Annotated in this window: 18 protein-coding genes; 9 read left to right on the forward strand and 9 right to left on the reverse strand. The window is 43.8% G+C overall.

Annotated features, from left to right (window positions below; all coding sequences use genetic code 11):
* Positions 1-450 (forward strand): GNAT family N-acetyltransferase, encoded by a 450-nt coding sequence (locus L2729_RS18405; protein ID WP_248989566.1) that lies wholly within the window; start codon positions 1-3, stop codon positions 448-450.
* Between the two features lie 751 nt (positions 451-1,201).
* Complete coding sequence (locus L2729_RS18410) at positions 1,202-2,866, forward strand: methyl-accepting chemotaxis protein (RefSeq protein WP_248989567.1); 1,665 nt, start codon at positions 1,202-1,204, stop codon at positions 2,864-2,866.
* 720 nt (positions 2,867-3,586) lie between these two features.
* On the opposite strand, the gene L2729_RS18415 is transcribed toward L2729_RS18410, so the two are convergent.
* From L2729_RS18415 to L2729_RS18430, 4 genes are all read right to left on the reverse strand, one after another.
* Positions 3,587-4,285 carry a VC0807 family protein gene (locus L2729_RS18415; protein WP_248989568.1) on the reverse strand — a complete coding sequence of 233 codons (699 nt, stop codon included), beginning with the start codon at positions 4,283-4,285 and terminating at the stop codon, positions 3,587-3,589.
* A gap of 654 nt (positions 4,286-4,939) precedes the next feature.
* Positions 4,940-5,290: a hypothetical protein gene (locus tag L2729_RS18420; protein WP_248989569.1), complete on the reverse strand. Its 351-nt coding sequence runs from the start codon at positions 5,288-5,290 to the stop codon at positions 4,940-4,942.
* An 8-nt stretch (positions 5,291-5,298) separates the two neighbouring features.
* Complete coding sequence (locus tag L2729_RS18425) at positions 5,299-5,856, reverse strand: GNAT family N-acetyltransferase (protein WP_248989590.1); 558 nt, start codon at positions 5,854-5,856, stop codon at positions 5,299-5,301.
* An 83-nt stretch (positions 5,857-5,939) separates the two neighbouring features.
* Positions 5,940-6,089, reverse strand: a complete 150-nt coding sequence (locus L2729_RS18430; protein WP_248986735.1) for a hypothetical protein — start codon at positions 6,087-6,089, stop codon at positions 5,940-5,942.
* A gap of 361 nt (positions 6,090-6,450) precedes the next feature.
* On the opposite strand from L2729_RS18430, the gene L2729_RS18435 reads away from it, so the two are divergent.
* On the forward strand, positions 6,451-7,332 hold the full coding sequence (locus L2729_RS18435; protein WP_248989570.1) for a GGDEF domain-containing protein: 882 nt from the start codon (positions 6,451-6,453) through the stop codon (positions 7,330-7,332).
* Here the strand turns inward: L2729_RS18435 and L2729_RS18440 are convergent.
* Complete coding sequence (locus tag L2729_RS18440; protein WP_248989571.1) at positions 7,326-7,544, reverse strand: hypothetical protein; 219 nt, start codon at positions 7,542-7,544, stop codon at positions 7,326-7,328. The two genes, L2729_RS18435 and L2729_RS18440, sit on opposite strands and share 7 nt — an antisense overlap.
* Positions 7,545-7,622: 78 nt before the next feature.
* Here L2729_RS18440 and L2729_RS18445 point away from each other — a divergent pair, with 78 nt between their 5' ends.
* Positions 7,623-8,036, forward strand: coding sequence for an META domain-containing protein (locus L2729_RS18445; protein WP_248989572.1), 414 nt, complete (start codon positions 7,623-7,625; stop codon positions 8,034-8,036).
* Positions 8,037-8,120: 84 nt separating this feature from the next.
* Here L2729_RS18445 and L2729_RS18450 read toward each other — a convergent pair whose 3' ends face one another.
* Both L2729_RS18450 and L2729_RS18455 read right to left on the reverse strand, forming a co-directional pair.
* A complete protein-coding gene (locus tag L2729_RS18450; RefSeq protein ID WP_248989573.1) occupies positions 8,121-9,419 on the reverse strand; it encodes a dicarboxylate/amino acid:cation symporter in 1,299 nt (432 codons plus the stop codon).
* Between the two features lie 169 nt (positions 9,420-9,588).
* Positions 9,589-9,885: a hypothetical protein gene (locus tag L2729_RS18455; protein ID WP_428848265.1), complete on the reverse strand. Its 297-nt coding sequence runs from the start codon at positions 9,883-9,885 to the stop codon at positions 9,589-9,591.
* A gap of 139 nt (positions 9,886-10,024) precedes the next feature.
* Here L2729_RS18455 and L2729_RS18460 point away from each other — a divergent pair, with 139 nt between their 5' ends.
* Positions 10,025-10,468 carry a GNAT family N-acetyltransferase gene (locus L2729_RS18460; RefSeq protein ID WP_248989575.1) on the forward strand — a complete coding sequence of 148 codons (444 nt, stop codon included), beginning with the start codon at positions 10,025-10,027 and terminating at the stop codon, positions 10,466-10,468.
* A gap of 232 nt (positions 10,469-10,700) precedes the next feature.
* Positions 10,701-12,233: an EAL domain-containing protein gene (locus L2729_RS18465; RefSeq protein ID WP_248989576.1), complete on the forward strand. Its 1,533-nt coding sequence runs from the start codon at positions 10,701-10,703 to the stop codon at positions 12,231-12,233.
* A gap of 53 nt (positions 12,234-12,286) precedes the next feature.
* Here L2729_RS18465 and L2729_RS18470 read toward each other — a convergent pair whose 3' ends face one another.
* Together L2729_RS18470 and L2729_RS18475 are read right to left on the reverse strand one after the other, a co-directional pair.
* Entirely contained in the window at positions 12,287-13,654 is a 1,368-nt protein-coding gene (locus tag L2729_RS18470; protein ID WP_248989577.1) for an L-serine ammonia-lyase, read from the reverse strand.
* A 141-nt stretch (positions 13,655-13,795) separates the two neighbouring features.
* The gene (locus tag L2729_RS18475; protein ID WP_248989578.1) at positions 13,796-15,085 is read right to left on the reverse strand and encodes a serine/threonine transporter; all 1,290 of its coding nucleotides are present in this window, start codon (positions 15,083-15,085) and stop codon (positions 13,796-13,798) included.
* Between the two features lie 574 nt (positions 15,086-15,659).
* Here L2729_RS18475 and yjjX point away from each other — a divergent pair.
* The 3 genes from yjjX (at position 15,660) to L2729_RS18490 (ending at position 18,654) form a co-directional block, all read left to right on the forward strand.
* Positions 15,660-16,199: an inosine/xanthosine triphosphatase gene (gene yjjX / locus L2729_RS18480; RefSeq protein WP_248989579.1), complete on the forward strand. Its 540-nt coding sequence runs from the start codon at positions 15,660-15,662 to the stop codon at positions 16,197-16,199.
* A gap of 147 nt (positions 16,200-16,346) precedes the next feature.
* Complete coding sequence (locus L2729_RS18485) at positions 16,347-17,282, forward strand: bifunctional helix-turn-helix transcriptional regulator/GNAT family N-acetyltransferase (protein ID WP_248989580.1); 936 nt, start codon at positions 16,347-16,349, stop codon at positions 17,280-17,282.
* Between the two features lie 328 nt (positions 17,283-17,610).
* Positions 17,611-18,654, forward strand: coding sequence for an NADP(H)-dependent aldo-keto reductase (locus L2729_RS18490; RefSeq protein WP_248989581.1), 1,044 nt, complete (start codon positions 17,611-17,613; stop codon positions 18,652-18,654).
* The last annotated feature ends 54 nt before the right edge of the window (positions 18,655-18,708 follow it).

The raw sequence follows: 18,708 nt of genomic DNA on the forward strand, positions 1-18,708 counted from the left end.
ATGAATACAAGCCTGCAATTAACTTGGTTAGCGCCCGATGAACGTATTGAGGTGAAGAAGTTCTATCGCCAATATATGCCTTATGCACGGCTGTTACAGAAAGAGTCTGTTTGTGTGTTATCCCAAACTAATCCTAGCGCTGAAAGTGTCGGCAAGATCATTGCCAGCGCGCGCATTCGCCCAATTGGCCAGCTAAGTATCTTAACCGGTATGTTAGTGCATCCAGATTGTCGCGGCCAAGGTATTGGGCATCAGTTGATGCAGCAACTTGAGTCTTTGCTCGACGATGGTAAGACTTACATTTTCGCGCTTGCGCATCTTGAAGGGTTCTATGCTCAACATGGGTTTTCGGTCATTGAGACAGCGCCCAATGATATTGCACAGTTGTTTTTGAAGTATCAAAGGGATGGCGATGAGTTGGTGTTAATGGGATTAACACCTTCTATCTGATGATAGTTGAAGCCTTACGGCCTAGGTAAATTGTTGCGCTTCGATCAACAAAAACGGTATCAAGCTCTATCTACTAACTGAAAGGTAACTTCCGGCAGCATTGGTTCCAATGACCTGCGGTCAGCGCATGTGCAGACGCTGCAATGACACGCTACAAGTCCATCCGTGGAAGCTCGGCCATGACATCCATTTCATGGACGGTCATTGCCGCATCTACACTGGGTTAGAAAAGCACAATCGTCTAGCATCAGAGTTACTAATTATAAAAGATTAACCTGACCCTGAGGGTCAGAGTCAATTTTACTTATACAAATTCTGTTTACCTGTTGCTACACACTGACAGAAAACACCCATTCCCTATCGGAGTTGCCGAGGTTATTAAAGGCAATCACGTGAGCGAAGCATTCGTAAACCCATTTACATCAAACGAGCCGTCCTGCTGCTCGATTCGTTACAACAGAATGGGCAAAGCGCCACGATGTTCTCGACCGCTAAGCCTAACCTTATGAAATTGGTCAGAATTCGAGCCGCTCATCACTAATTAGAGCATTTATTCTACTCCAATTGTAATCTTAACCGCTTATCCCTCTAGCATATTCATCTAGGCTTGACGCTGACTCGTTTTGGCTCTTTATGTGATCTTGTTATAACTACTGACACAAATGATGCTGATTTACGCCAAACAAGTTAGATAATGGTGATAATTGTTTATTGTGTGCTAAATGCAAAACCCCCTCGGAGAATAGAAATAATGATGAATATGAGTTTGAAGAATAAACTGCTGTTATTCGCCCTTTTACCTGTGGTGGTTGTTTTTTTTAGCTTAATGGCTATTACCTATAACATTGAATCTAATAACCTCGAAAAAAACGTATCATCTTTCAAAGAGAAGTTAATTGGTGATCGAAAAACGGCATTAAAAGAGGTCATTGAAATAGCTGTCCAGATTGTTGTCTACCAACAATCATTGGGTGAGCAAGGCGATGTAAAGGCAGCGCTAAGGCAGGCTCGATTCGGTCAGTCAGGCTATTTCTTCATCTATGATGAGCAAGGAGTCAGTATATTCCATGGCGCCAGCTCTGAAAGAGAGGGGAACAATTACATTGGAATGACAGATCCCAATGGGAAAAGAGTTGTTGTAGGTTTGCTCAATGCAGCAAAAATGGGTGATGGTACTTTCAATTATCATCACGATAAACCTGGCACCAGTGGTCTGGTTGAGAAAATCAGTTACAACCAGGTGATTCCAGGCACCGATTGGGTAATAGGAACTGGGGCTTACCTTGATGATATCGAAAGTGAGGTTCGCGCCTATCGAAATATCACCACTCAGCATATGCAAGACAAGGCGATAACAGTCTTGGTAATCGTACTTATTCTTGTTTTATTAACAACGATAGCGGTGTTATATATTGCCCAGCGGATGGTTCGCCCAATAAGAAACATGGTGACCAATTTAGAGGATATTGCCAAAGGTGAGGGAGACCTGACTAAGCGACTGCTTGTCGAGGGCAATGATGAGATCGCGCAACTCGGTCGTGCCTTTAACTTGTTTGTTGAAAAATTGCAGGGGATCATTAAGGATGTCAGTCATGTCACTTTAGAGGTCAAGAGTGGTGCTGCTAATATTAACAGTCAAACGCTGATGATGACCGAGCAATTAGCGAGTCATAATAATGAGACAGATCAAGTGGTCACCGCGATCACAGAGATGTCAGCAACAGCGAATGAGGTGGCGCATAATACATCACAGGTTGCCGAGGCAACGCTTGCGGCAACGGGTGATGTCAATACGGCTCAGGAGTGCGTCGATACTTCATTAACCGAAGTGTCATCACTAATGGCTGAAATAGACACCGCTGCAGATCATATCAACTCATTGAGTGAGCAATCTAAAAAAATTAATAGTGTATTGACCGTGATTGGTGGCATTGCCGAGCAAACTAACCTTTTGGCGTTAAATGCAGCCATTGAAGCGGCCAGAGCAGGTGAGCAAGGTCGCGGGTTTGCTGTTGTTGCCGATGAGGTGCGTAGCTTAGCCAGCAGGACTCAAGCCAGTACATTAGAGATTAATGAGATGCTCACCGAACTTCACAACCTAGTATCACTGGCTGTGAGCACCATGGATTCGAGCCAGCAAAGTTGCTTGCGCTCAGTTGAGTCTTCCAGAGCTATCTCTGAGAGCTTAGGTGCAGTGACGTCAGCGGTAACATCTATTAATGATATGAGTACACAAATCGCCACCGCAGCAACCGAGCAAAGCTCTGTCACTGAAGAGATTAACCGCAACGTCTTTGCGATTCAGGATATCGTCAATGAGTTGATGAGTTCGAGCCAAAACACTTCTGGGGTAAGCCAAAAACTGGCTCAGGAAGGAGATGACCTAGGTGAGCTGGTTGGACAGTTTAAGGTGTAGCCATGACAATTTGAGTTAACAAAAAGGGAAGCATATTGCTTCCCTTTTTGTTGAGCAATTGCCAACTTTAAGTACCATGCAGTAATTTTTACAGCACTAGGTGTTTAGGGAGTAATTTTCCATTTTAATAATCGAGATTAGTGGGGTCAGAGTAAAATTTAACCTTCAGGACTAACAGAAAACACCAGTTCCCCATCGGAGTTGCCGAAGTGCGTTGGAATAAATCGCGTGATGCCGACATGGTCTTTCTCGTGCATCCATGCACTTCAAGACATTCAGGCATCCTGCCTATCAGATGTGGGCGTAGCTTTCGCGGGGCAGGCCGTTCTTTGGCATCCATGCCATCACGGCATTCGTGAATCCATTCACATCAGATGCCCCATCGGAAGCGTTAGCGATTTATCCATAAGCACAAGGGTGACAACTTCGTTAGGGGCGGCTCGGAATCTTTATAAAATAAATGGTCAAGAGGGGGAAGCTGTTGTCCCCCTTTTGCCCGAGTGTGAGCTGGAAGCTCACGACCTTTATCAAGCGCAGCTTGATTGGCTCTTGGGTGCGGGCGAAGCGCAGCGACGTTAGTTGTTAGACGCAGTCTAACTTAAAGGTCAGGCATCGCCTGATAAGTGACAAGCTCACGACCTTTCATCAAACGGAGTTTGATTTACCCGCTAGGGTGCGGGATGGAATCCCACGACGTTGGTCAGTTGCAACCTGACACAACTATGACTTATTTGCCAAAACCTCTTCCAGTTTAAGCCCGGTTAAATCATGGATGGTGCGCCATAAATAATAAAATATTCCCATCATCATCAACATAGACGGCAAGGCTATCATCGGGTAACTGTATAGGGTCAATTGTCCCAACTGTTCATTAAACTCAGAGGTACCTGTTGGGCTAGTGACGATCCATTTAGCCAGTACATAATTCATAATGGCGGAGAACGCGAACGAGCCCGCTACCAAGTAGGTAGCCTTCATTAGTCGCTGCTCAAATACAGCCACGCAATTGATTTGCTGCAGTCGCTTGATAATCTTGTCAACATCCATCACCGCAGGATTAAATATGATGGCTTTAATTAATGGCTTAGAGGTGAAGGTCGAAATAATGACTGCAATGCCAATAGCGGCTGGAATAGCGGCCTCTTTGATTGCCAACCATTTCAGGTCCAGTGCCAGTAAACCAATCCCACCAGTCAACAGCACATTGGCTAATCCAAGCAAGGCAATAAAATTAAACTTCTTATATTTTATCAGCTCAAATATGCCCCAGCCTAGGGGAAAGCTTAACGCTAATATTAATCCACCACTCGCCCCTAACTGATCTTCACCACTTAGCTTCATTAGAATAAAAGCGGGGATAGCAATGCTCACTAACAGGTCAACCAATGGCCGAGGTTTATGTGTCGATGTACTACTCATATGTTGTTTTCCAGACGAAGTATGCAAGCTTCGAAAAATTTAAAGATAAAAACCATTACTGCAACTTTTATGATGCCAGTATCGATACTCACCAACGTATAGCGGCGGCGAAATACCTTGTTCTACATCAAGTGTCACTCTTCATCAAACATTGTTGAGACAGAGCTCACTGGTGACTGTAACGTAAATAAATGAAGGTCAGCTTAAACTTGCTAGAACTTCGATACTAAATAGCAATGAGTTGAACAAATCAATAGCGAGGCTCACAGACAATGCCAATTCCCCATAGCAGTTGCCGAAGTACGTTGAAGATGCCTTTGCTCGTATAAACAGTAAACATCATTAACTAACCTCAATCCTCTAACGACAGAATCTAATCTCCCCCGTTGGAAATTTCGCTTTTTAAATTTTGCCGGGGCGCTGAGGGATTGACTCTTATGAAATCAAGAGCGGGCGCAAGCGCTTTGCCCCTTGGCTCTGCTCTTGATTACTAGAATGGGCGAAGTACCACGACCTTTATCAAACTAAGTTTGATTGATTTAGTTGTTAGACCCAGTCTAATTTAAAGCTCAAGCGCAGCTTGATATCTTAAGGTTTATCTTGGCCACTGGCCGACCTTAAAAAAAGCTAAAACGTTTGCAGCAGAAAACACGCCTAACAATGGTCAAAATGCGAATTTTCCATGCACATAAACGATACTTGTTGCATCGACAACACCGCTGGCTGCAGTACCACTATCGATTCCGCATCGATAACAGTTAGATCTGCCACTTCATCAATCTTGTTGGCATAAGAGTTAGTGCGACCACAGTAGATAAAGTGCTTCTTCCAACGCACTAGATAACTGCTCTCCTGCTTACCATCAACCGTTAATACAGCTTCCAAAGCGTGGCACTCCTCGCCTTTTTCCGTCAATACCGCGACAACCAATTTAAGGTTGTCGTAAGCAGGCAGATTTAATTGCTGATAAGGCGCAAAGAATGAGACAACGGGTTCAGACAACATAAATATCCTTAGAAAAAGCTTTCAGTCGTTGGTAACACCAACAGATAGTAATCACGCTCATCAAAACTAATAAAGTCGACAACTTGCATGCCTCCTTTACGCGTATGAGCAGCAAAAGAAGCGCCATTATCTTCAGCAATAAAGGTCAGCATATAAGGCAACTCTTTAGAGACTGCTTTTCTGACAAACTGCACCAGCGCTTCAAAAATGCCCTGCCCACGGTAATCGGTAGCAATCCAAATCGGTCCATACTGGCAACAATTTTTCTCAGTCAATCTTGCCTTGTCATATTCAATTCTTGATAAGCGATTGAGTAAGTTACGATAGATTGGCCACTGCTTAAAGAAAGCCCAACGTCCAGCAATAACATAACCAACAATATGCCCATCGAGTTCAGCAACCACGACCCAATGCTGGCTCACCAGACAGGTTAAATCCGCTTGGCTAAACGATTGTCCATCAAAGCTGCTATTGCGCTGCTCAATTGACAGTTCATCTTGTAACTGACTTTGCTCTAAAGCCGCAAGAGGCAAGACATCTTCCAGCGTCGCTAACCGAATATTGATATTTTTCTTCCATTATTTTTTAGAGTAATAACACTAGGGGCTGTTGATCTTTCGAGCTTAGTTTTTGTTCGAATTCAATGATTTTAGTACAAGGCTTGAGCGATGATGCTTAGCTGGCTAAGCGAAAAGCTCGTAACGCAGTAATAGAAATATTGAAACGAACCCGAAGGGCCGCGCTTCTTGGCTATTTTTACGGTGTTGTAGGCTATTTGTGGAGAATGACTAAACGACATAGCCTCCGCCTTGTCAAAATAGCCAATAAACGGCGGCAAAAACAACCGTGAAAGATCAACAGCCCCTAACCATAACGACTATTATATCAAGTTTATCGCGCTAAAACGTGCCCATTAACAACATGCAATATACAAAGCTTAATCGAAGTGATCCGATGACCGCATATTAAGCAGATCTACACAACGTTTTCACTAATTTTACATTTAAACAACGTAATAAACACAGTATAGTACCGCGTCATTCATGTATTATTTTATGCTAATTTCTTAGCATAAATAGTCACTAGCGAGTTTAATCATGTTAGCCCAGCACATAGATCAAAACATTTGGCTAAGAGAACAAGACCACCCAGCTGTAAGCATGTCAAGGTGGCAACTACAAGTCGATTTACTTAACGACTTGTATCGTGCAAAAACCAGCCTTGTCGTACAATTTTCAGCTGAAGATGCGCAAATAGTTTGCGGTAAAGCACATGCTGACAGTCCATTAAAAACAGGCTTGTTATTGGAAGACTCACTACTGATTGGGCCAGTAAATTCAAGCAGCTGCTATGGCACAAGCTCATTAATACCCAATGAGATTGGCGCACTTTTTTCACACTATGAGCAAGTATTGAGTTTGCAGCTATCTTGGCCTGATGGTCGGGTGTTCGGTTGTATTTTAATTTGCGATCCTGACACCACTCAAGCTTCATCCGCTTCGCTAACGGTGATTGAATCTGTGCGCTCTTTGTTGCAAGGCGAACTAAAGCAAGTGTACTTAATGCAGCAAGTGCGACGCTTATCGTTTCAAGATGAAACCACTCAAATGCTAAACCCATATGGCTTTGGCCTCATGGCACCAAGACAGCTGAGTTTGAGCCGACGTTTTGGCTCACATGCTGGGATCATCATCATTGAAATGATCGACAGTCCACTGATGCGAAATGCCCCGCTATCGGTATCGCAGAAAGCACGATTATTGGCACGCATTATTACTGAGAGCTTACGAGAAGCTGATATGTCAGCCCGTATCGAGGAGAATAAGTTCATCATTTTGGCTTTTGTCGACAGTGAAGCGAATTTAGAGACCCTAATTACTCGTCTGCGAAAACAGATCTCTAGAGAAGCTGGAAAGTTAACTATCGTCGTCGGTAAAAGCTTTTTTACACCCGATGCACAGCAGTCACTAATACCGATGCAACAAGCTGCCGAGGACGATCTCGAACTGCGTCGCCAGTCTTTAGTCACAAAGCCCTATTGATCAGGTGTTTGATCCTTAGCCCATTGTAGAAACAACGCAATGGGAAAAGGAGACATCATCACCATTCCTAAACCCGCTAAACTGGCAATAATCGTTATTCCTGTTACTTGTTGCTGCATTTCCGTAAAGAAAAACAGCCCGACGCCGCATAACAGCATACTTAGTCCGACCCAATGCAGCATTTTGAGGTAATTAATTACATTTTTTTGCACTAATAATCGCCTTATTTCAGTTGTTTTTGAGCTAAAATACTTACAACATATCGATATTAATCACTTTGGATCCGTAAAATGATAAAACAATCCCTTATCGTAGCTGGTTTGCTACTAGGTTTATCCGCATGCCAGTCAACTCAGCAAGTCCAAATCGAGGATTTAGCGATTGAGGGGACATGGCATATTGAAGTTGCAAACGGACAACCTGTTATCGACTATAGCCCAGCTCAACTGACTTTCGAAGCAGAAGGTAAATTAACGGGCAACAATAGCTGCAATAATTTCTTTGGAAGTTATGTTTTATCGGGTCAATCGTTGCAGCTGCAACCCGCGGGTAGCACCATGAAAGCCTGTGTTGATGCCTTAATGGAACAAGAGCAGCATGTTATGCAGGCAATGCCTGACATCACCCAAGGCAAGCTCAGCAAAGGCAAACTATTGCTGCAAGATGCTGACAATAAAACCCGATTAGTGCTCAGCAAAAAGTAACCTATTATTCGCGAGCATCGGTGACTTAGTCCCACAAAATAAAAAACCGCTTAGATAAGCGGTTTTTTTGTCTCTATAGCTGTATTACAGCTTTAACTGCTCTGCTATTTCAGCGCTCTCTTCTGCGCCAGCATTGTAATGCTCTATGTTGAGTTCGCCTTCTGACTTCGCAATCACAGTGGTCGCCACTAAGTCACCTGAAACATTCACCACGGTGCGGGCCATATCAAGTATACGGTCGATACCTGCAATTAACGCCACCCCCTCTAATGGCAAACCAACCGTGGTTAGCACCAGTGTTAGCATCACTAAACCCGCACCGGGAACGCCCGCGGTTCCAATTGAGGCTAACGTCGCAGTGAGGATAATCGTAATGTAATCCACCCAGCTAAGATCGATACCAAATGCTTGGGCAACAAACAGCGCAGTCACACCTTGGTATAGGGCGGTTCCATCCATATTGATGGTGGTACCCAGTGGCAATACAAAGCTAGAGATTTTTTTATTCACCCCTAAGTATTCATTCGCACACTTCATACTTACTGGCAACGTACCTGCCGAGCTAGAGGTGGTGAATGCGACCGCAATGGCATTACGGATCCCCTTAAAGAACTGTAGAGGATTTAGTTTGGCGAAAACAATTAATACAATGCTGTAGAAGCCAACAATATGTAAGAAGCAACCGATATACACTGCCACAATGACTTTAATCAATGGCATCAACATACCCACACCATATTCGCCAGCCACCCATGCCATAAGGCCAAATACGCCGTAAGGTGCAAGTTTCATCACCATATCGGTTAATTTGTACATCGCTTCAGCGAGGCTTTCGAATACTTTTATCGCGGGCTTACCATGGTCACCAATCAGCACTAGAGCAACGCCTAGGGCAACGGCAAATACAATCACTTGCAATATCTGACCACTGGCAAGTGCTGCGATAGGGTTAGTCGGTACGATATTAATTAAGGTTTCCATTACTGATGGCGTCGCTTTAACAACCGTATCAGAGGGTCCAGCGACCATACCGAGACCTTTACCCGGTTGCAAAAAGTGACCCACTGCAAGGCCGACGGCTATCGCTATCGAGGTGGTGCCTAGATAGAAGGCAAATGACTTAAAACCGATACGCCCCATCTTGGCGGTATCTTGCATCGATGTGACACCCACAATAAGCGAGCAAAATACCAAAGGGACAATAAGCATCTTAATGGTATTAACAAATAGAGTTCCAATTGGCTTTAATACGGTTGCTTGTTCCCCAAAACCGACGCCAGTTAAGATCCCCAGTAACATACCGATCAGGATCTGCAGCCACAATGGCACAGACATCCAGCGTGACCACACTTTACGAAAAAGTGAAGTTTGTTGTTTTGACATAATTAAACCTTGCAACAATTGGAAAGGAAGACACAAGCAAATGCATGCTTGAAAAATAACGCGGCAGTTTAGCATAGGCACTAAATGGCAGGGATGATCTATATCACGCTGGCTCCTTCAACAAATTAGTCGCAACGATAACGCCTAGGTCATTGAGGAATTCATAATTTTACGCCTCAAATTTTGAGTTTTTCTCATTTTTAGAGAAGTGCATTGTGTGCAATGCTGCTGGCGGCTGTTCTCGCTCAATCAAGTAACTCCAATAGGCATCATCAAAGCCACTGAAGAACTGTTTATGCTTTCCCTCTGAGCGCAGGATAAGCCACCACCAAACGAGCCCCCAAACGCCAAAGGTCAGCAGGGTCGCCAAAAAATGACGCGGGTGATTAATCGGTTTAAACGTCTGAATCTGTTTTTCGTTGCCAGCATGACTGCTTTTGTCACCGGAAGGGGGCGTGTTATCCATCATAACCTCAACTTTCTTTAACCCTAAAAAAAGTGTAGCAGAGTTAGACTTTAGTCGAATGCCAATCAATCAATATAATCGAAAAATTGCAATTTAAAATTATCACGCATGGTAAAGTGACTCAAAAAAAGGATGTACCATGATAATTCGTAAAGGCCAATCTACCGATTTACAAGCGCTAATTAACTTCAATCAAGCTATGGCACTGGAAACAGAAGACCTTGCGCTCGACACTGATGTACTAACAAAAGGGGTTAATACACTCCTCACATCGCCAGAAAAAGGTTTTTACCTCGTGGCTGAAGCCGATGGCGAAATAGCGGGTTCATTAATGGTGACTTTTGAGTGGAGCGATTGGCGCGCAAAAGACTACTACTGGATCCAAAGTGTTTATATTCGCCCTGAGAATAGACGCCAAGGGATCTATAATAAACTCTATCAAGCCGTTAAAGATATTGCCGCTCAAAATGGCGGTGCAGCGAGCTTTAGACTTTATGTTGAGCAAGACAATACTAAAGCGCAGCAAACTTACAGCGCATTAGGCATGGAACAGAGCTATTACCTAATGTACGAAGAGAAATAAAAATGCAATTGTACCCAGGTGCCGTCACCTGGGTGACTCAAATCTGTTTCACCGCACTATCCCAGCTACGTTTCCTTCCACCACTTCTCACACTCTCGATAATATCTACACAAAAAATAACCTAAACATATGAAAACAATGACATTACATAACAACTAGCCGAATTCAAGTACTAACACACTTCATAAAAATCGGCTATCATACCCCCTGAAATTCCTCGTCTAAATGCAATATGCGACACTTAAAGCAACTCAAAAAACAGACTCTATCTCTGCTACAGATAAGAAAATATCAGTGGTTAGTTTCCATATTACTGTTTGTTACCCCATTTGCCATTCTGCTCCCAGCGGAGCCTGCCTTTATAAGCTATAGCATTAATTCACACGTCAATGATACGCTCAAACAAATAACCATTAAAATAAATAACATAAGCCAAATCCTGCAAGACGAAAAGCTGATAAACAAACTCAATTTTGACTGTAAAACAGACGATCTCGCACTGTTGAGCAGCCGGGATTTTAATCCTCTCTATGTCAGAGTCATTCAACTTGAATTAAGCAACGGTGAAAAATGTTCAAATTTTGGGTCTGCGATCATTAAAAATATGAGTCCCGCCATTTTTGTCGCCGAACATAATTTCACTCTGGCCTCGACAGTTAGCCACCTGTCACAAAGAAGAGAGACTATTTTAGTTCAATCCCATGGAGAGCATAGGTTACTCACTGTGATCAACAGTCGCGTTCTCAATAATTATCTAGATTCCGAGTGCGCCGATTGCTATCAACTCAAATACTCAGTCCCAGGCCTTCCTACCATGATCCGAGGCGAACAAGAGTTACAGCAGAAAAACCATCGCTACTCGGCGAGCAGCCAGTACTCCAATAAGGACTACAGCATCACCTTGCGTGCTGGCGACAGGCTCTATGAAGAGCTCGAAGAGGAGATCGATGTTTACCTGTATATTTCGAGTTTCATCATAGCCATCTTGTTTAATATTATTTTTTGGAGCTGGTGCTCCTCCAGAGCATCTCTTAAAGGCATGATCATTGCTGCATTAAGTAATAATGAATTTATCCCTTATTATCAGCCAGTGATTAACAGCAAGACGGGTAAAGTCATCGGTCAGGAAGTGCTTATCAGATGGCAACTCAAGGACAAGAGCCTAATACCTCCGGGGCAGTTTATTCCTTACGCCGAGGAAAATAACCTGATTATTGCCATTACCGATAATCTTTTAGAGCAGGTCTATCAGGATCTGTCTGAGCTAACGGGTTGGGTCAGTATTAATATCGTCGCTCAGCATCTGGAGCAGGGCTTACTCTCCCCTTGGCTCAAAGACCGCGACAATGAACTGATAAAACGACTGAGCTTTGAGCTAACTGAGCGCGAGCAGATTAAAAAATTCAAGGAAGCCGAATCTGAAATTCAATTAATCTCTCAGTTTTGTAACGGGGTGAAATTAGATGATTTTGGCACGGGGTATGGGGGCTTTAGTTACTTACAAAAACTGGGAGTGCAAAGCATAAAGATAGACAAGATGTTTATCGATACGATTGGTACTGACGATCTAAAGTGCAGCGTGCTCGATGCTATTATTACTTTCGGCCATAAGGCGAATTTAGAGATGGTTGCCGAAGGGGTAGAAACCAAAGTCCAGGTAGACTATCTCGCCGGAAAAGGCATTAACCTAATTCAGGGGTTTTATTACGCTCAACCAATGGCGAAAGCTGAGTTAATCGACTTCTATCGGAAAAATAAACAATAAAAAAGGCCATCAAAGATGGCCTTTTACTTGCACCTATTTTAGCCAGAAGCCATTTAGCCGCAAATACTGGTGACTTTAATAGCCAGTCCACCTTGGCTCGTTTCGCGGTACTTAACATGCATATCTTTGCCTGTTGCGTACATAGTCGCGATCACTTTATCTAGGCTTACTCTCGGTTGGCAGTTACGACGCATCGCCATACGAGAAGAGTTAATTGCTTTTACTGCAGCAATCGCATTACGCTCAATACAAGGTACTTGCACTTGGCCTGCGACCGGATCGCACGTAAGCCCTAAGTTATGCTCCATACCAATCTCTGCCGCCATACAAACTTTAGCAGGGTTGCCGCCCATAATTTCTGCAAGACCTGCTGCAGCCATTGAACAAGCCACACCGACCTCGCCCTGACAACCCACTTCAGCACCAGAGATAGAAGCGTTGCGCTTATATAAAGAACCTATTGCAGCAGCTGCCAAGAAGAACCGCGTGTATTCTTGCTCACCCACAGGCTTAATAAACTTGTCATAGTAAGCTAGAACCGCAGGAATAATACCCGCTGCGCCATTGGTCGGTGATGTCACCACACGGCCACCAGCGGCATTTTCTTCGCTGACAGCCATAGCGAACACATTAACCCAATCAACGATCTCCATAGGATCGTTAGATAGACTTTCGCCCGTTACTAGCTGGCGATAGAGCGCTGGCGCACGGCGTGGAACACGCAGCGGACCAGACAAAACGCCTTCGGTATTACAGCCTTTTTCAATGGCCGCATGCATGGTTTTCCATACATCAGCAAAGCCTTTATAGATATCGGCTTCGCTGTTAAATGCCAATTCATTTTTGAACATGATCGTGCTTATGCTCATGCCCGTGTCTTCACAGATAGCGAGCAATTCATCGGCATAATTATACGGGTATGGCACTTCAATTGGATTCTGTGCTTCTTTGCCAAAGTGAGCTTCTTCAACAATAAAGCCACCACCTATTGAATAATAGGTGTTGCTCATGATTTTTTCATCACCCGCGTAAGCGTGAAGCGACATCCCATTTTCGTGCATTGGCAGAGCATAATTATGAAAAATAACCGCATCATGGCCAAAGTCCACTAAGCGTTGCTCTTCACCCATAGGCAAGGTTTCCGTCTGCTCCACTTGGGCAATAAAATGTGGAATCGCATCGATATCCACTTTTTGAGGTGTATTTCCACCTAAGCCCATAATAATGGCAATATCGGTATGATGTCCTTTGCCCGTTAGCGACAAAGAACCAAAAATCTCAACACTCAAACGTGTCACTTGATCAAACTTGCCAGCTTGACGTATATCGTCGACAAACTCTTTAGCGGCCTTCATCGGCCCGACAGTGTGAGAGCTCGACGGGCCCACACCTATCTTAAAAATATCAAATGCGCTAAACATAGAACTACCTCGAAAAAGGAGGAAGGGTTGAAAGATTTTTTAACCCAAGGTCAAACATTGATGAAACTGTGACACTAAAAGCCCGGGGATTGATGCTGCCAATAACAACGATAAATACCCGAGCAGAACCCTAGCTACAATCTATGAAACTAAGCCAAACAAGATAGCCGTGATAGCAAGTACGCCCGCAACCACCACAAAGATGTTGCTCACTCTGCCACGGTACGGTGCCAATGCCGGCACTTTATGAATCGCATACATAGGCATAAGGTAAAGAATCGCCGCGATAACCGGACCACCTAATGCTTCAATCATGCCTAAAATACTTGGGTTGATAATCGAAACACCCCAGATAGTGAAGAACATAAAGCCTAAGATAAACTTGTTCAGTTTCTTATCTGACACTTCTTTTTTGCTGCTACGAAGCTGCTTTTGAATAATACCTTTCATGCCTTCTGTTGCGCCCATGTAGTGGCCAAAGAAAGAAGAGAAAATAGCGACAATAGCGATGATAGGGCCAAGGTAACTTACAAAATCACTTTCATGCATGTTAGCTAGGTAAGATAAAATTGGCAGGTTGCTTGCTTTCGCTTCTGCAAGTTGTGCTGGTGTTAGTGACAATACGCAAGAGAACACAAAGAACATCACAAAGCCAACTAACATCATCGTGGTGTTTTTTAAAATAGTGTCAGCTTTACGCGACGCATTTTTACCATGTTCACGCTTTAATGCCACTGAGAACTGTGAAATAGCGGGTGAATGGTTAAAAGAGAAGATAAGCACAGGAATGGTTAACCACACAGTACCCAAGAAAGCACCGGTGCTAGGAACAACATTTAGCGCGTCCATTTTCCAGCCGGGGATCAAGTAGAGAGACATAAATGCCAAAATAGCGACTAATGGGTATATCAAAATCTGGGTCACTTTAAGCATGAATTTCTCACCAGCAACCATCACTGACATCATGGCAATGATAAGGACACCTGAAAGAATAAAGCGTGGTGGTGAACCCATGCCTAGCTGGTTAACAATAAAACTATCAACCGTGTTAGTAATACCTACGCCGTAAATTAAAACAATTGGATAGATGGCTAAGAAATACAGCATGGTAATGGCTTTACCCGCACCTACGCCGAAATACTCTTCAACAACATCGGTAATATCACTACCCGGTTTCTTCGATGAACACACAAAGCGCGATAAAGCACGGTGGGCAAGGTATGTCATTGGGCCAATAATTACCGCCATTAATACCAGCGGCCAAAAGCCACCCATTCCTGCATTAATAGGCAAAAATAAAATGCCGGCACCGACAGCGGTACCAAATAAACTCAACATCCAAGTCGTATCTTTTCGGGTCCAAGGGAGCGTATTTGTCGCTGCCACTTCGTTTTGGGTCACTGGTTGTGTATTTATCACGTCGTTTTGCATTAGCTTTACCTTGAAAGGGTTTCAACACCTGTAGATGTATATCTAAGGAATGATTTCGCGATTAAGGTAATCCTAATGCAGGGTCTATAAATTGATCTGTATTCGTATTATGTAATTGATTTTCACAATATAGCGACAACGTGAACCGTATCACTTTTTTTATGTAATAAATTTTCATTTACACTGCAGTTTCGTAACCCAATTGAACCTGAATTTAACACTGAGTTTACCTAATTCATTCGATGCTGATATAAATCCGTTCAGGCACAAAAACAGACAGCGGACATAGCCCTCATAATGAGCGATTTAGGGATCTAGCCCGGCAAACTAAGTGTCGAACTTGAGGTAAGTCACGCCTTTTCAAGCCCAGATCCTAAGTCAGATTAGTCAATCTAATGATTAATATAGATAAATATTTGTAGCCTATTTGTTAACCAGTCCATAAAGCTGCTAAATAGCCTCAATTAAGCAGTGACATTACGCGGCCTAAAAGCTATAAATTGACAATAACTAACAGCTCCATACACGCTATACGAGCGGTTCGCATCATCTACCTAAAGAAGTAATACAATTCATGACACACATTATTCGAGTTATTGTAGGATCTAAAAATCCAGTTAAAGTGGGCGCGGCTAAAGCAGCGCTAACGACCTTATTCCCAGAGTCGATGATTGAGTGCGAAGGCGTGCATGCCCCCTCTCTTGTCGCTGAGCAACCGATGACGGAAGCCGAAACTCAAGCTGGAGCGGTTAATCGAGTCAAATACTGCCAAAGCCATTATCAAGCAGATTACTATCTTGCGATGGAAGGTGGGGTTGATCTATTTGATCATGGCCCTGCAACCTTTGCTCATATTGCCATTGCTCACAATGAACAAGTCAGCGTGGGTCGCAGCGCACTGCTGCCGCTGCCAATACAGGTATACCATGCACTGACTCAAGGTGAAGAACTTGGTAATGTAATGGATAGCATGTTTGATACGGTTAATATTAAACAAAAAGGCGGGGCTATAGCGCTGCTAACTCAAGGGTATGCCACACGTCAAAGCATCTACACCCAAGCCATCATTTTGGCAATGGCACCCATGCTTAATCCTGAACTCTACTGTTCATAACTCGCGCTATTTGTCAGCACTTGGTCAAACTCTATCTCTGTTTGATCAAGTCAGTATTAGCCGTTAGTTTATGACTTTAAATAAATGTACTTGATTTTATTACATAGTCCTCGTAAGTTAGATGCAACTCGCAACTAAGTGCCCGTGATGAATCGAGATATGCCAAATACCCCTTGCCAGGCTTCACAATTACGCCGCCTTTCCAGACAATTGATCCGCCAACTAGGACTGTTAGATGCAGCTTGTGGTAACCAACCGCTATCGCCCGTCCAAGCACACACCTTAATTGAGTTAGGGCAAAGCTCCTATTCGATAAAGCAGTTAGCTGAAAGACTTAATATTGATAAGTCCAATGCCAGCCGAGCGGTAAGCCATCTCGTCGACAAGGGCTTTGCCAAAACAGCCGCCAACCCCAAAGATAGTCGTAGCCTGATGGCACAACTCACCAGCAATGGTAAAAAACAACTGCTCAAACTCGATGAACAACAAAACCTGCAGTTTAACGAGATAATGGCACAGCTGCCCAACGAGCAAATAACCCAGATAGAGAGTTCACTTCGCCAATACAATAAAGCCGTTACGCAGTCTAAAGCTCAGTTTGGCTTTATCATTAGAGAGATAACAGCCCATGACAATGCTGCTATGGCACAGATCATTCGTCAGGTTTCAGCAGAATATGGATTAACGGCAGACAAGGGTTATGGTGTGTCAGATCCAACGTTGGATGACCTCACCCAAGTGTACCAAGCAAGTAATGCCTGTTACTGGATCATCGAGTATCAAGGGAAGATTTTAGGCGGTGGTGGAATAGCGCCACTTAACAATCAGCCAGGGGTGTGTGAGCTGCAAAAAATGTACTTTGCGCCAGCGCTACGTGGCAAAGGCTTTGCTAGACGACTCGCACTACAAGCCATCAAATTTGCGACAGAGCAAGGGTTTGATGCCTGCTATTTAGAAACAACCGCGAATTTAATTGAAGCGATAAAACTCTACGAATCGCTGGCATTTAAGCATATAGATGCACCTCTCGGTGACACAGGCCATGATGCATGTGAAGTGACCATGTTACGCGACCTATCCTGAGCCAAACAGAGCTAGTGTATTAAGTTGATAGTTTTTATGATAAAAAATTGGTAGCCTCAAGTTAAGTAAGCTGGCCTTAGGGCAAGAAGCGCCATTTATTATTGCCCTCATCCATGTCGAGCTTTCGAGTAATAGTCCGTTATTACCTACCTTCCCCCGCCTTGGCATAGGCAGTAATCTCGGTACTAAGCTAGAGTTTATGTTAAATCAATAATTTAATATTTACGTTCTAATCTCAATTCAGATTGGTCCATTCACCTGATATTCATCGACCCGCGTTCAGGTTAAGTCGTCTTTTGCTCGTTCTCAGTAATAAGTGAGTTGCATTATGGAATATAAACGTCTGCCACACTCAAGCTTAAATGTTAGTAAAATCTGTTTAGGGACTATGACGTGGGGTGAGCAAAACACCCAAGCTCAAGCATTCGAACAGTTAGACTACGCGATTGGTGAAGGGATTAACTTCATCGATACCGCCGAAATGTATCCTGTCCCCCCGAAAGCAGAAACCCAAGGTGCTACTGAAACCATTCTCGGTAACTACCTCAAACAGCGCGGCAATCGAGATGAGCTAATTATTGCCAGCAAAGTTTCAGGCCCAGGCGGTAAGAGTGACTATATTAGGCCAAACATGTCTCTGGACTGGCGTAATATTCATCAAGCTGTTGATAGCTCACTGCAGCGATTACAACTCGATACCATCGATCTCTATCAAGTTCACTGGCCCGATCGCAACAGCAACTACTTTGGTGAGCTGAGCTATGAGCAGCAAGATGATGGCGAGCAGCAAACCCCCATTATTGAAACTCTTGAAGCGCTAGCCGATCTAGTGACGGCAGGTAAAATTCGTTATATCGGTATTTCCAATGAAACTCCTTGGGGTTTTATGAAGTATTTGCAGCTAGCCGAGAAACATGGCTTACCCAAAATTGTCTCAGTGCAAAATCCTTATAGCCTGCTCAATCGCAGTTTTGAGGTCGGAATGGCCGAAATAAGTCACCGCGAAGAGGTGCCGCTACTGGCCTACTCGCCGTTGGCCTTTGGTGCATTGTCGGGCAAGTACCTCAATGATCAGTGGCCAAAAGGTGCTCGCTTAACGCTATTTAAACGTTTTGCACGCTATACCGGATCTGCAATGGCGCTGGAGGCAACTCAAGCCTATGTTGAGCTCGCTAAAGAGTTCAATATGAGCCCAGCACAAATGGCATTGGCGTTTGTTAACGCGCAAAAATTTGTTGGCTCTAACATTATAGGGGCGACCAATATTGAGCAGTTAAAAGAGAATATCGACAGTATCAATTGCAGTATTTCACCAGAGTTAATGCTACGCCTCAATGAATTAGCGCAGATATATCGCCTGCCCTGCCCATAATAAACAGCTTTAGCCTTGCATTAGCCGCGCAGATCTTACAAGATCTGCGCGCCT

The organism is Shewanella gelidimarina (assembly GCF_023283945.1).
GTDB lineage: Bacteria > Pseudomonadota > Gammaproteobacteria > Enterobacterales > Shewanellaceae > Shewanella > Shewanella gelidimarina.

Bases quoted from the DNA above. Each gene is read 5' to 3' on its own strand.
- L2729_RS18405 (WP_248989566.1), top strand. From the start codon at position 1: ATGAATACAAGCCTGCAATTAACTTGGTTAGCGCCCGATGAACGTATT.
- L2729_RS18410 (WP_248989567.1), top strand. From the start codon at position 1,202: ATGATGAATATGAGTTTGAAGAATAAACTGCTGTTATTCGCCCTTTTA.
- L2729_RS18415 (WP_248989568.1), bottom strand. From the start codon at position 4,285: ATGAGTAGTACATCGACACATAAACCTCGGCCATTGGTTGACCTGTTA.
- L2729_RS18420 (WP_248989569.1), bottom strand. From the start codon at position 5,290: ATGTTGTCTGAACCCGTTGTCTCATTCTTTGCGCCTTATCAGCAATTA.
- L2729_RS18430 (WP_248986735.1), bottom strand. From the start codon at position 6,089: ATGTCGTTTAGTCATTCTCCACAAATAGCCTACAACACCGTAAAAATA.
- L2729_RS18435 (WP_248989570.1), top strand. From the start codon at position 6,451: ATGTCAAGGTGGCAACTACAAGTCGATTTACTTAACGACTTGTATCGT.
- L2729_RS18445 (WP_248989572.1), top strand. From the start codon at position 7,623: ATGATAAAACAATCCCTTATCGTAGCTGGTTTGCTACTAGGTTTATCC.
- L2729_RS18450 (WP_248989573.1), bottom strand. From the start codon at position 9,419: ATGTCAAAACAACAAACTTCACTTTTTCGTAAAGTGTGGTCACGCTGG.
- L2729_RS18455 (WP_428848265.1), bottom strand. From the start codon at position 9,885: ATGGATAACACGCCCCCTTCCGGTGACAAAAGCAGTCATGCTGGCAAC.
- L2729_RS18460 (WP_248989575.1), top strand. From the start codon at position 10,025: ATGATAATTCGTAAAGGCCAATCTACCGATTTACAAGCGCTAATTAAC.
- L2729_RS18465 (WP_248989576.1), top strand. From the start codon at position 10,701: ATGCGACACTTAAAGCAACTCAAAAAACAGACTCTATCTCTGCTACAG.
- L2729_RS18470 (WP_248989577.1), bottom strand. From the start codon at position 13,654: ATGTTTAGCGCATTTGATATTTTTAAGATAGGTGTGGGCCCGTCGAGC.
- L2729_RS18475 (WP_248989578.1), bottom strand. From the start codon at position 15,085: ATGCAAAACGACGTGATAAATACACAACCAGTGACCCAAAACGAAGTG.
- yjjX (WP_248989579.1), top strand. From the start codon at position 15,660: ATGACACACATTATTCGAGTTATTGTAGGATCTAAAAATCCAGTTAAA.
- L2729_RS18485 (WP_248989580.1), top strand. From the start codon at position 16,347: ATGAATCGAGATATGCCAAATACCCCTTGCCAGGCTTCACAATTACGC.
- L2729_RS18490 (WP_248989581.1), top strand. From the start codon at position 17,611: ATGGAATATAAACGTCTGCCACACTCAAGCTTAAATGTTAGTAAAATC.